This window comes from Labrys methylaminiphilus subsp. lupini, assembly GCF_051161885.1.
Classification (GTDB): domain Bacteria; phylum Pseudomonadota; class Alphaproteobacteria; order Rhizobiales; family Labraceae; genus Labrys.
The window spans coordinates 4,545,860-4,558,617 of the sequence record NZ_JBMDIH010000001.1 but is presented as its reverse complement, the minus strand read 5'-3'; the positions used below and the strand labels follow the sequence as shown (position 1 = coordinate 4,558,617).

At 62.1% G+C, this 12,758-nt stretch carries 12 protein-coding genes; 6 read left to right on the top strand and 6 right to left on the bottom strand.

Features of this window, described 5'->3' with window-relative positions:
* The first annotated feature begins 5 nt into the window (after positions 1-5).
* From ACN6KF_RS21430 to ACN6KF_RS21410, 5 genes are all read left to right on the top strand, one after another.
* The gene (locus ACN6KF_RS21430; protein WP_434958792.1) at positions 6-908 is read left to right on the top strand and encodes a polysaccharide deacetylase family protein; all 903 of its coding nucleotides are present in this window, start codon (positions 6-8) and stop codon (positions 906-908) included.
* A gap of 452 nt (positions 909-1,360) precedes the next feature.
* Positions 1,361-2,311: a phosphoribosylaminoimidazolesuccinocarboxamide synthase gene (locus tag ACN6KF_RS21425; protein ID WP_434958791.1), complete on the top strand. Its 951-nt coding sequence runs from the start codon at positions 1,361-1,363 to the stop codon at positions 2,309-2,311.
* 631 nt (positions 2,312-2,942) lie between these two features.
* Positions 2,943-4,016 (top strand): acyltransferase family protein, encoded by a 1,074-nt coding sequence (locus ACN6KF_RS21420; protein WP_434958790.1) that lies wholly within the window; start codon positions 2,943-2,945, stop codon positions 4,014-4,016.
* Between the two features lie 462 nt (positions 4,017-4,478).
* On the top strand, positions 4,479-4,709 hold the full coding sequence (locus tag ACN6KF_RS21415; protein WP_434958789.1) for a helix-turn-helix domain-containing protein: 231 nt from the start codon (positions 4,479-4,481) through the stop codon (positions 4,707-4,709).
* Between the two features lie 396 nt (positions 4,710-5,105).
* On the top strand, positions 5,106-5,837 hold the full coding sequence (locus tag ACN6KF_RS21410; protein WP_434958788.1) for a glycerophosphoryl diester phosphodiesterase: 732 nt from the start codon (positions 5,106-5,108) through the stop codon (positions 5,835-5,837).
* 4 nt (positions 5,838-5,841) lie between these two features.
* Here ACN6KF_RS21410 and ACN6KF_RS21405 read toward each other — a convergent pair whose 3' ends face one another.
* The 5 genes from ACN6KF_RS21405 to ACN6KF_RS21385 all read right to left on the bottom strand — a co-directional run bounded on the left by ACN6KF_RS21405 (position 5,842) and on the right by ACN6KF_RS21385 (position 10,538).
* Entirely contained in the window at positions 5,842-6,585 is a 744-nt protein-coding gene (locus tag ACN6KF_RS21405) for an MBL fold metallo-hydrolase (protein WP_434958787.1), read from the bottom strand.
* A gap of 30 nt (positions 6,586-6,615) precedes the next feature.
* Positions 6,616-7,692, bottom strand: coding sequence for an ABC transporter ATP-binding protein (locus ACN6KF_RS21400; RefSeq protein WP_434958786.1), 1,077 nt, complete (start codon positions 7,690-7,692; stop codon positions 6,616-6,618).
* A gap of 13 nt (positions 7,693-7,705) precedes the next feature.
* Positions 7,706-8,497: an ABC transporter permease gene (locus ACN6KF_RS21395; protein ID WP_434958785.1), complete on the bottom strand. Its 792-nt coding sequence runs from the start codon at positions 8,495-8,497 to the stop codon at positions 7,706-7,708.
* Positions 8,498-8,499: 2 nt separating this feature from the next.
* Positions 8,500-9,363, bottom strand: coding sequence for an ABC transporter permease (locus ACN6KF_RS21390; RefSeq protein ID WP_434958784.1), 864 nt, complete (start codon positions 9,361-9,363; stop codon positions 8,500-8,502).
* 92 nt (positions 9,364-9,455) lie between these two features.
* On the bottom strand, positions 9,456-10,538 hold the full coding sequence (locus ACN6KF_RS21385; protein WP_434958783.1) for a polyamine ABC transporter substrate-binding protein: 1,083 nt from the start codon (positions 10,536-10,538) through the stop codon (positions 9,456-9,458).
* 121 nt (positions 10,539-10,659) lie between these two features.
* Between ACN6KF_RS21385 and ACN6KF_RS21380 the strand changes: the two genes are divergently transcribed.
* Entirely contained in the window at positions 10,660-11,283 is a 624-nt protein-coding gene (locus ACN6KF_RS21380; RefSeq protein WP_434958782.1) for a TetR/AcrR family transcriptional regulator, read from the top strand.
* Between the two features lie 60 nt (positions 11,284-11,343).
* Here the strand turns inward: ACN6KF_RS21380 and ACN6KF_RS21375 are convergent, their stop codons facing one another.
* On the bottom strand, positions 11,344-12,633 hold the full coding sequence (locus ACN6KF_RS21375) for a CynX/NimT family MFS transporter (RefSeq protein ID WP_434958781.1): 1,290 nt from the start codon (positions 12,631-12,633) through the stop codon (positions 11,344-11,346).
* Positions 12,634-12,758: the final 125 nt, after the last annotated feature.

The window sequence follows — 12,758 nt, the reverse complement described above, 5'->3', positions numbered from 1 at the left end:
TCCTCGTGATATTAGCCGGTATCGGTCTGGCGCGGGCCGAGCCGATGAAAAGCGTCGCCATCACCTTTGATGACCTGCCCTTTGCTGGCGCGGTGGGGGCGAGACCGGGCAATATCTCGCCGGTCGAGGTCGCCGCACGCAACAGTGAAGTCCTGGCGACGTTGCGCCGCCATCGGGCGCCTGCCATCGGTTTCGTGGTCGAGACGGCCGTACAGGGCGTCGGGAGGCCGGCGACGGGCATTCTCGAGGCCTGGACCCGCGAGGGCCTGTCGCTCGGCAATCATGGCTATGCCCATATCGACACCAACAGCCTCGATCTTGCCGGCATCAGGGCCGAGATCGAGCAGGGCGAGACAACGATCCGGCCCCTGATGGCCAAAGCCGGCCAGCCGCTGCGCTTCATGCGCTTTGCCATGAATCACACCGGCGATACGCCGGAGAAGCGCGATGGCATCGCTGCCTTGCTGGCTGAGCGCGGCTACGAGCCGGCAGCCTCGACCATCGACAGTTCCGACTATATATTCGAACAAGCCTATGGCCGCGCCTTGGCGGCAGGCGCCGTGGGAGACGCCGGGAAGATCCGTGCGGCCTATCTCGACCATACCGATCGGCAGATCGATTATTATGCGGGGCTGAGCCGACAGGTGCTGCTCCTCCATCTCAACCGCCTCAATGCCGCCGCGCTGGAAGAGATCCTGATGCTGTTCGAGCGCAAGGGCTATCGCTTCGTCACATTGGCCGAAGCACAGGCCGATCCGGCCTATGGTCAACCCGTCCGTTTCGTCACGCATTTCGGCCCGATGTGGGCTTATCGCTGGGCACGCGATCGTGGCATTGCCGTCGACGGCAAGAGAGAAGTCGAGCCGCCGCAATGGGTGGTGGACTATCAATCAAGCCAAGCAAAATGACCCGCCGAACGGTTCGATCGAAGTGAGGGGAGATAAGGGGCGGTTTGCTCTGAAGCCGCCAAAGTCGCGCCTAGTCATCCGGCGTTCGATAGGCCCGAGGCCTCTTGGACCGGTTGCCCAGTCCTTGGCTGAGTCTATGGGCTCAGTCATCGAAACGGAACCGGTTCCCCACGATCCGTTAATACCTATGATAGCAGAAGTCCGGGGTGAGTTGAACCCTGGAATTGCCGGTGCTTGCCCCCAAGCCGGTTCCTCATGATCGGGCCATGGCTATGATCACGAGAAATCGGCAAGACATCAAACATTTGTGGATCCTCCTGCCCACCGGATTTGCGGGCGTACATGGGTCCGGCACGGCAATGATCCGACATCGGGAACGGTGCGGCGGGTGTGACATGGCGGACGGGCCGTGCCATAAGCGCCGCATCCCCTTGCCTCAACATGGTCTTCCCATGCCCGATATTGCCGCCCTTCAAGATGCCTTCATCCCGGAACTGCCGAATTACTATCGCGGCAAGGTGAGGGAGAACTATGATCTTGCCGATGGGCGCCGCATCATCATCGCCACGGACCGCCTGAGCGCCTTCGACCGGGCGATCGCCAGCATCCCCGGCAAAGGGCAGGTGTTGACGCAGACGGCGCGCTATTGGTTCGAGCATACCGGCGATATCTGCCCCAATCATGTGCTTGATTATCCCGACCCCAATGTCGTGGTCGGGCAGAGATTGACGATCCTGCCGGTGGAGATCGTGGTGCGCGGCTATCTCGCCGGTACGACGGGTACTTCCATCCTGACCCTCTACAAGCAGGGCCAGCGCGAGATGTATGGCACGCGTTTTCCCGACGGCCTGCGCGACAACGAGGCCTTGCCGCAGGCCATTATCACGCCGACGAGCAAGGCTTTCGATGGGGGCCATGACGAGCCGCTTTCGGCCGACGAGATCATCGCCAAAGGTCTGCTGAGCCAGCGTCAGTGGGATGAAGTGTCCGGCTATGCGCTGGCGCTTTTCGCTCGCGGCCAGGCCTTGGCCCGTGAGAAGGGGTTGATCCTGGCCGATACCAAATATGAATTCGGCACCGACGGCGAGGGGCGCATCGTCCTGGCGGACGAAATTCATACGCCCGATTCCAGCCGATACTGGTTTGCCGCCAGCTATCCGACGCGCTTTGCTGGCGGCGATAAGCCCGAAAGCTTCGACAAGGATTTCGTGCGCAACTGGGTGGCGGCGCGATGTGACCCTTATAAAGAAGCGATCCCTGCCATTCCCGCCGAACTCATCGCCGAAACCTCGAATATCTATATTCAGGCCTATGAGACGATAACCGGACAAGTCTTCGAAAGCCCGCACGGTGCAGACAAGCCTCTGGAGCGCATCCGCCGCAACCTCGCCCGTTACTTTTGAGGAATCGGGCAAACCGGCCCTTTCCATCCTGTCAGGCTTGGCCGCGCCCTCGAAAAAGGGCGCGGCCAAGTTCTATGGTCGCCTATGTTGCATAGCTCGAACATTACTGCTTGGCGATTGTGCCTGAGGTGCGACGAAGATTGACTTCACCAGGCCAGCTTATCTTGGGAAGCATTTACGTTGCATTCATTGAATCTTGAATGAATTTCTGCAAAGAAAACCAAATCATTGCAGTATGTATTCAATATTATTTTCAATTAACGCGAATTAGTTTTTATATATATAGCATGAATTGTAAGAATATATAATATTTTTGTTTTATCATGGTTAAGAGTGTTGCAATTATTCGATTTTTGTGCGAACATTCCCGTGCGTCACTATGGAGTTACGGCTAGGAAAAATCCTGCGCTGGCAATCAAGGTCGGCTGTTTGGGTGGGCGCAGTCGGCGGCGATGCGGTCGTGCCGGCTTCATCATGCGGCTTCGCAGTCACCGGCAATAGGCCGATGACCCTCAAGCGCCTTACGCTCCGAGGAAGGCACTGCATATCGCGAAGACGCGTGGAAACAAGGCGTTAGAGCAATGAGGCGTTCAGGCATGAACGCCCTTGCTCAAGACAAGGCGAGGTAAGGATGCAGCGTCATTTCGCGATCCCCGGCAATGGGGCCGCCAAACCGCATTTCCTGTTGCTCGACGGTTTGCGTGGCTTTGCCGCATTTTGCGTGATGCTGATCCATCTCGGCAGCTGGCTGGCGGTACCCTGGGTCGCCAGGAACAGCTATCTGGCGGTCGATTTGTTCTTCTGCCTCAGCGGCTATGTGCTGTCCTATGCCTATATGGGGCAGACCCGCTCGATGGATAGTTTCAAATTTCTGCGCGTACGTCTGCTGCGCCTCTTGCCGCTGACAGTCCTCGCCCTCGCCATCAGTGCCGCCTATCTCGTTGTCCGCGGCGCCATCGAGCACGCGCCGGTTCCCTATGCCGAGTTGCTGAATGCGCTGATGCTCTCCACCTTCAGCCTGCCGAATTTCAGCGCTCCTGCCGAAATCGGAGGGCCCAGCTTTTTCCCGCTGAATGTACCGCAATACACCATCCTGCTCGAGATCACCGCGAATCTGCTGTGGTGGCGCCTGCGGCACACCAATCTGGAGAAGGTCGCCGCCGCCATCGCCCTGGCCTGCCTGTGCGTCCTGATGATCACCGGCTTGGGCGGGGATACCCCCAATACCTTCCTTGCCGGCTTCCCGCGCGTCGGCGCCTCGTTCTTCATCGGGGTCGTGCTCTATCAGATGCGGGACAGGATGCCGGCGTGGGAGGGATGGACGGTTGTATTCGGGCTGCTGGTCGGCGTGATGGCCATCTTGTTCTTCTGGCCGACGGAACTGCCGCGGGCGGTGCAGCTCACCTGGGTGGCTCTGGTTTCGCCCGCTTTGGTGGTGGCGGGTGCCAGGGCTCATTGTTCGGGCAGGCTTGCATCGTTTTGCTCGACCGCGGGTACCGTATCCTACCCGCTTTATTGCCTGCATTTTCCGATCTTCTGCTGGGTCAACGGCCTCTACCGCTCGTTCTTCGGTGCGCAGAATTTCTATGTCGAAGCTCCCATCGTCGTGGTCGCCGCGATCATCGGCGGTTTGCTGGCGCATTATTGCTATGATGTTCCCATTCGCCACTATCTGAGTGCCAGGGCAAAGCGTGTTCATGCCTGAATTGTTTTTGTTGTAATTCTTTGTTTTAACGTTCTTTTTTGACCTCCTCGGATGTCGCCAGATCGCGAAATGGCCCGGATGTGGGCGACCCTGCAAAGGACGGCTTGATCTCCCGGGCGCGAGCTGTCAGTATCCGTGCGTGGCGACCATGGCAGGTGGAGTGCGATCCTTGCCGGTGGTCAAAAAGCCTGATTCGCTCCTGTTCCAACCAAGACAGATTAAAGGCAATACCTAAGGAAAGGGCCGATCTCCCTAGGCCTTTTCCCGTGTTTGATCGATATTGCAAAGCTGAAACAGTAGCTTAAGTAGTCCCTCGTGCAGTGTTGTGCTCGCAATGCACAAGCCGCGCAGACGGATACTTGGCAAATCGTTAATTGGAAGGCATGTTGTGCCGCCTTCACCATCCAGGACGGGAGACACACAACAAATCCATTTCCCCGGTTCTCAACAAGGAGGATTTATATGTCCCATACCGGAAGCGATCATACCCTTGCCCAGACCTGCACTTCCTCGGTGCCCGTCGGTACGGACCTCTTCAGGCAGGTCCGCGAAGCCAAGGGATACAGCAGGGAAGATCTCGCGGTCACCTGCGGTCTCACGGTCGATGAGATAGAAGACCTCGAACTGGGCAACGATGTCAGCCCCGCGCATCTGCGCCGCGTCGCGGCCGCCCTCGGCTTGCCGAGCGAATAACCGGCTGAGCCTTCCCTTCTGAACTGCCTCAAGGGCCTGACGCCCTGGTGCAAAGCGTGGGCTTTGCGAGGTGGTTCACTCAAGCGGACCTGGTCCAAACCGAAAACCGGCACCGCCACAGTTCGTTCAATCGTCTCATGACCTAAGATTTGAGGTTGGCGTTCCCGGGGGGTGAACCCAGCCGATCCGAGGTCGGTCCAGGAACCGGTCCTCACGAAAAATCTGAAAAAATCAAAATTGCGTCTCCGCATCCCTATCCGGGTGCGGGGACGGTGCGTCTGGATCGGCCTGCCGTCGTGCGAAGAAGTGGGGGCAGCTGGGTTCGTGATCTTGCCATTGGCGGCGCTTCGGGCCATGGAGCGTGTGATCCTCTTGATCCGCTTCTGGAGACCGACGATGCCCCTCACCCTTCCCCGTGTCATTGGGCATCGCGGCGCTGCCGCGCACGCGCCGGAGAACACGCTCGAATCGATCCGCTGCGCAGCAGCCTTTGGCGTTGCGATGGTCGAGATCGACGTGCAGCTCAGCAAGGACGGGGTGCCCGTCGTCATTCATGACGATACGCTGGAGCGAACCACCACGGGGCGGGGACCGGTCATCGACCTTACCTGGCAGGAGCTCCAGGCTCTCGATGCGGGTGTGCGCTTCGGCCGTCCATTCGCCGGCGAGCGCATTCCAGACCTGCCTTCGGTGCTTGCACTGTGCAAGGAGCTGAAGCTTGGCCTCAATGTCGAGATCAAGCCCTCGCCTGGCACCGATGTTCGCACCGCAGAGGTCGCCCTGAAGACGATCCGCGCCTTTGGCCCGACCGGGGCGCCGCTGATTCTCTCCTCCTTCTCGGTCGAAAGCCTGGAAGCGGCGAGAGACCTCGCCCCCGATCTGCCGCGTGGCTATCTGATCTGGGATCGCCCGGCCGATTGGGCCGACATTGCCGACAGGGTGGCAGCGGCCTCTATCAATTTCGACCAGGAGCGCGAGACGCCCGAGAGCATCGCCGCCTACAAGGCGACTGGACGTCCGCTGCTGTCCTATACCGTCAACACCGCCGAGCGGGCGCTGGAGCTGTTCTCCCTCGGCGTTGCCGGCGTCTTCACCGACTTCCCGGGCCGCATCCTGCGGGTGGCCTGAAGCGTCACGCCGGCGGCACACTCCTGCCCTTGCCTTCGAGCCAGGTGCGGATCAACTGACGGTAGCGCTCGCCGCTGAAGCTGGGAAAATGCCCGCCATGCACAATGCGGACGGGCAGGCGCAGCAGCCGCTCCATCGAGGCGACGTAGTCCTGTGCGTTGGCGTGGTAGGTGTCCTCGATCAGCGGCCCGTCATAGAGGATGTCGCCGGAAAACAGCGTCGCTGTGCGTTTTTCCCACAGCGCGATGCCGCCCGGTGAATGGCCGGGCGTGTGGATCACCTCGAAGACGCGGTCACCGAGGTCGATGATATCGCCATCTTCCAGGAGGCGTGTGGCCGGTGCCCGCTTTACGGCATAGCAGGTCGAGCAATAGGGCTCCGGCGGCAGGGAGTCGAAAATCTCGTCGGTAACATAGGGATCGGCCAGGGTATTCTGCCGCGTCGGGTTGGCGAGAAGATCCGCTTCGGCACTATGGACGGCGCGGCATTCGAACTCGTGATGGCAGCCGATATGGTCGAAATGGGTGTGGCTCGCCACCGCGATCAGGTCCTGCTCGGTGACCATGGGCACCCATTCGCGCAGGGACACCACGCCCATGCCGCTATCAACCAGCATGTCGCGGTCGCGCCCGCGGACATGCCAGATGTTGCAGCGATAGAATTCCTGGATATAGGGCTCGCCGATGGCGGTGATGTCGTCGGCAAGACGCCTTACCTCGTACCATTTATCGGGGCTTATCCGCTGCATCGGGCGTTTTCCTGTTGTCGTCCGGACGCGTCAGGACAAGATCACCACATCATCGGGCTTGACCGCAAGCGCCAGAGACTGCCCCTCCCTGAGGCTGGCCGATTGCGGCAGATGCGCGACCAGGGCCGGCCCGGCGGCGGGTTGGAGATGGCAGCGGTAATGCGTGCCGAAGAAAGCCCCGCCCGTGACTATGGCCTCGCCCAGTGAAACCATCGGCCCTTCCTCGCCCGCCGTCGGGCGGAAATGCTCGGGCCGGATGCAGAGCGTCACCGCCTCGTTCCTGCGAGGCTCGCTCGTGGTGAAGCCGGCGCAGGGCAGCACGACACTGCCCAGGGCGGTATCGATGCGGGTCTGATCGCCCGAGAGATCGGTGACCTCACCGGCAATGAAGTTGGCCTCGCCCATGAAGCCGGCGGAGAACAGCGAGCGCGGCCGCATATAGACCTGGGACGGCGGCCCGAAATCCTCGATATGGCCTGCATTCATCACCACGATGCGATCGGCGATCGCCATCGCCTCCTCCTGGTCGTGGGTGACATGCACGAAGGTGGTGCCGACCCGCTTCTGAATCGCCTTCAGCTCGTCCTGCATCTGGCGACGCAGCTTGAGGTCGAGCGCGCCGAGCGGCTCGTCGAGCAGCAGCACGTCGGGATCGACAGCCAAAGCACGGGCAAGGGCGACGCGCTGGCGCTGGCCTCCCGACAATTCATGCGGCTTCTTGGCGGCCGCCTTGTCGAGGCCGACCAGTGCGAGGTAGCTCAGCGCCTTCTCGTCGCGCTCGGTCCGCCCCATGCCGCGCATGCGCAGGCCGAAGCCGACATTGTCGATCAGGCGCATATGCGGGAAGAGGGCATAGTCCTGGAACATGGTGGTGGTGGGCCGCCGCGCCGGCGGCACGTTCGTCATGTCCTTGCCGCCGATCAGCACCTGCCCGGCGCTCGGCGTCAGGAAGCCGCCCAGGATCGAGAGCAGGGTGGTCTTGCCGCAGCCGGAAGGGCCGAGCAGCACGATGAACTCGCCGGCCGCGATCTCGAGCGAGACATCGTCCAGGGCGGTGAAGGCCCCGAAGGTCTTGCTGGCATTGCGGACGGAAACCGAGGCGGTCATGATTTCGGTTCTCTCATGATTTCTTGGCCCTTCCGAAGACGGTGAGTTCGACGATGACCAGCACCAGGATGGAGATGAGGAAGACCAGCGAGCCGATGGCGTTGGTCTTGGGGTTGAGGCCCGAGCGCAGGAGATTCCAGATCTCGACGGGCAGGGTGACGTCGAAGCGGGACAGCAGGAAGGCGATGATGAATTCGTCCCAGCTGAAGGTGACGGACAGGAAGAAGGCGGCGAGGATCGAGGGCGTGAGCATCGGGGCGGTGACCAGCGCCATCACCTTGAGGTCGCTGGCGCCGAGATCGCGGGCGGCTCGCTCGATGTTGATGTGGCGGTCGCCCATCGAGGAATAGATGATGGCAAAGCACAGCGGCAGGTTGATCACCACATGGCCGATGCTCACCGTCCACAGCGAGAGCGGCAGGTGCAGGGCGTTCAGCACCGTCAGCAGGCCGAGGGCGATGATGAGGTAGCTCACCGTCATCGGCGCGATCAAAAGGCCGCGTTGCAGCGCCGAGCCGGGCAGCTTGTAGCGCGCCAGGGCATAAGCGGCGAGGAAGCCGAGCAGGCAGGCGACGACAGAAGAGCCGATGCCCACCATGAGGGAATTGAGCATGGCCGCCATCAGCTTGCCGTCGGCGAACACCGCCCGGTACCATTGCAGCGAGGCCCCGTTGAACGGCGGCACCGGCAGGCGGCCGTCCTGGAAGGAGAACAGCACCAGCACCGCCACCGGCAGGAAGATGAAGCCGAAGATCGCCACGGCATAAAGACCGCTGAGGGCGTTGAACAAGGTCTTGCGCGTCATGCTCAGGCCCTCTCGATCTTCAGCCAGCGCGCGCAGGCGACATAGGCCAGCGTCACCACCACCATCAGGATGATCGACAGGGTGGCGGCCATGGGCAGGTCGGCCCGGCGCCCGAGCTGGAGCATGATGATCTGCGGCAGAACCAGCTCGTTGTTGCCGCCGAGGATCTGCGGGGTGACGTAGTCGCCGATGCAGAGCACGAAGGTGAGGAACGCTCCCGTCATGATGCCCGGCAGGGTCAGGGGGAGCACCACATGCCAGAAGGTCTGCAGGCCGTTGGCGCCGAGATCGGCCGCGGCCCGCCGGTAGTTCGGCGAGAGCTGGATCAGATTGGCATAGATGGTCAGCGTTAGCAGCATCACGAAGAAATGCACGAAGCCGATCACGGTGGCGGTGCGTGTCGAGGCGAGGTCGAGTGGCTCGCCGATCACCCCGAGCGCCAGCAGGGCCTGGTTGATCACGCCGGCCTTGGAGAGCACCAGCAGCCAGGCATAGGAACGCACCACATAGGAGGTCCAGAACGGCAGTACGGCCAGGATGAGGGCGAGGCGCTGATAGCGCTTGGGCACGCGTTCGGCGATGATCCAGGCGAGGGGATAGGCGAGCAGCACCGAAAGCACCGTCACCATCGCCGTGATTTCCAGCGAATTGACGAGGCCCTTGAGAAGGGACTCCTTCTGGATGAAAGCCAGGTAGTTGTTCAGATTCCAGCTCTGGACGATCTGCCCGCCCTGCAGCGACCACAGGCTCATCGCCGCCATGAAGCCGAAGGGCACGATGAAGAAGGCCAGCGTCCAGCCAAGCGCCGGCAGGACGAAGCCCCAGGCCCTGCGGTGCTCGGCTGCTTCGAGACTGGATGCGGTCATGAGGGCTCCTTGGAGCGCGGACTTCCAGTCCGCTCTTCCCATCCTGCAAGCGAGGCGTTTTCAAGAGCGGACTGGAAGTCCGCGCTCCAACCTCACTGCTGCATCATGTCGGTCCAGGCGTCCTGCATCTTCTTGTCGAGATCGGCATTGGGCGCGGGATAGAGCTGAGCCTTGGCGAGATAGCCGGCCTGGTCGTTCCAGCGCAGGGCCGTCTTCTGGGCATCGGTCAGGTTGTCGCCGGCGCGTCTGTTGGCGGGCATCGCCCAATAGCAGGAGGAGGTGGCGAGGCGCGCCTGGCCTTCCGGGCTGAGGATGTATTGCACGAATTTCAGGGCCAGCTCCTTGTGGGCGGCATCCTTCATCACCCCGATCGACTGCGCCCAGCGCACGGCGCCCTGATCCGGCACGGTCCAGTCGAGATTGGGCTTTTCGGCCGAGAGCGCAGCGGTGATCCATTCGCCGCCACCGACCAGGATGTCGACTTCGCCCGTGGCCAGGGCGGTCTGCGAGGCGGTGACCTCGCTGACCTGCTTGGAGACCTTCTTCATCGCGGCAAGTTTTTCCTGGATGGCCGGCAGGTCGGCGTCCGAGAGCTCGGCCGTCTTCTTGCCGAGGCCGACCTGAACCAGGCCCATCACCGGCATGTAATAGTCATAGATGGCGATGCGGCCCTTGTATTTGTCGGACCACATCACCGACAGGTCCTTCATGTCCTTCGGGTCGACCTTGGTCTTGTCGTAGGAAATTGTGTTGTAGCCGAACTTTTCGGTGGCGGCGTAGATCTTACCGTCCTTGCTGTTCTGGGCCTCCATGCGCACTTCCGGGAACGTGTCGGCCAACGGCAGGGCATCGGCGGGCATTTCGGCCAGCAGATTCTGGTCGACGGCGCGCTTGACGTCGATGGCGTCGATCACCAGCACGTCCCAATCGCCCGGCCGGGACTGGGCGATGATGGAGAGGCCCGCGCCGGTGCCTTCATAGGTCTTGAGGTTGACCTTGACGTTGTTGGCCTTCTCGAAGGGCTCGATCAGGGCCGGGTCGGTATGGTCGCACCAGACCAGGGCATTGAGCTCGTCGGCGGCACGGGCGGTTGCCATGCTCGAAAGGCCGGCCGTGCTGGCGAGGATGGTGGCGAGGAGGAGACGGCGCGCAGGGGCGCGGCTTGCGAATGTCATGTCAAACCTCTGGCTGGCGGCACGCATTGACGGTGCTCTAATAAAGAAATTGAGTGAGTTCATTTTTTAAGTCAATATCAATTTTAGAACACATTCAGAGGACGCGGCCAAGGGAGGTGATATGGCGGGGCTACGCGCAAAGCAGAAGGCGGACAGGAACCGGCGCATCCTCGAGGCGGCCACGTGGCTCTTTCGGGACGTGGGCTATGATAGCGCCAGGATCGAGGACATCGCCGAACGCGCGGAAGTATCGGTCGGCACGCTCTACAACTACTACCAGAACAAGGGCGACATCCTGCTCGCCGCCGTCACCATGGAGGTAGAGGAGGTGCTGGATGCGGGCCGCCGCATCGTGGCCAATCCGCCTGCGACCGTCGCGGCGGCCCTGCAGGCACTGATCGAGCAATATTACGACCATTCCCTGGTCTATCTGTCCAAGGAGATGTGGCGGGTTGCCATGGCGCTGTCGATCCAGCAGCCCGACAGCCCGTTCAGCCGGCGCTACACCGAGCTCGACCGGCGGCTCTGTGGGCAGGTCTCGAGCCTGGTCCAGACCTTGCAGAGGCGCGGCGCCGTCCGTGCGGATGTAGACGCGGCCGCAGCCGGCGAGATGTTCTTCAACAATCTCAACCTGATGTTCATCGAATTCGCCAAGGACGAGGCCATGCCCCTGGAAGCGCTGAAGGCCCAGGTGGAACGCCAGAACCGGCCACTGTCAGGCTTGATCGCGGACACAGGGACTTGAGGCGGACCAGAACCGGCCGCGACGAGCCTTCCTCACTTCGTGGAGAAGGCTCGTTACGCCTCACTCAGCCTTCACCTGCACCATCTTGTCCTGCCCCGCTTCCAGGGCACTCCAGGCGGCGATGAGGGCGAAGGCAATGAACAGCAGCGTCGGTGCCGCAAAGCTGCCGGTGATGCCGCGCAGCAGCCCCGCAAGCAGCGGGCCGAAACCGGCAATGATATAGCCGAAGCCCTGCGCCATGCCGGACAGGCGGGCGGCGACATGTGCATCGGGCGAGCGCAGGATGATCAGCGTCATCGCCACCGCGATCAGGCCACCCTGGCCGATGCCGCAGAAGATGGCGCCGATCCAGGTGAGCGACAGGGGCAGCCAGTAGCAGCCGGCAAATCCGACCGCGCCGCAGGCGAGCAGGACAAGGCAGACGAGGCGCTGGTCGCGCCCGCGCATGGCCAAAGGCGGCGTGGCCAGGCAGGCCAGCATCTGCACGACAACGGAGCCCGACACCAGGAGCCCCGCACTGGTGCCTTCCATGCCGCGATCGCGCAGCATCGGTGCCATCCAGCCGAAGACGATATAGGCCATGGCCGATTGCAGGCCCATGAACAGCGTGACTTTCCAGGCGAGCCTGTCACGGAACAGCCCCTTGACGGCCGGCTTGGCGGCAGCGTGGTCATGGCCCGTCTTGAAAGCCTGGGGTGCCCAGATCATGGCGGCGGCGAGTGCCGGCACCCCCCACAAAGCCAGCGCGGCGGGCCAACTGCCGGACAGTGCCTTTTCGAGCGGCACGGTAAAGGCCGCGGCAGCGGCCGCGCTGCCGCACAGCGCCATGGTGTAGAGCCCCGTCATCAGGGCGATCTGCTTGGGGAAGTCGCGCTTGACCAGCCCGGGCAGCAGCACATTGATCATGGCGATGCCGGCGCCGGCCAGGAAGGACCCGACGAAGAGGAATGGGGCCTGGCCGAGGCCGCGCAAACCCGTGCCGAGCGCGATGGTCAGCATGGAGGCGAGGATGACGCGTTCTGCCGAAAAACGCCGGGCAAGGCTCGGGGCGGGGAAAGAAAAGATGCCGAGGCAGACCACCGGCAGCGTGGTCAACACGCTCGACCACAAGGAATTGAGGCCGGTGTCACGCACGATTTCCGGCAAGACAGTCGACAGGCTCGAGAACACCGCCCTGAGATTGGCGGCGATCAGCACCAGGCTGACGCCGAGCAGGACGCGCGCCGTCAGGCTCGCTCCACCGGGTTCCGGCCCTTCCTCGACATCGATCAGCGGCTCTCCCGGTGGGGGATGCAGTGCCTCAGGATCGGCGGAAGGCCGCAACGGCTTCTCAAAGGATCTGTCGGTCAAACAATGTTCGTTTCGAAATGGAGGAAAACAACGGGCAGCCGGTGCGGGAAAGCGGCGCGAATAGTCCTAGCAATAGAGACATCGGCCATGGCGCTCAACCATCCTGCGTCCCGATGCATGCAGGG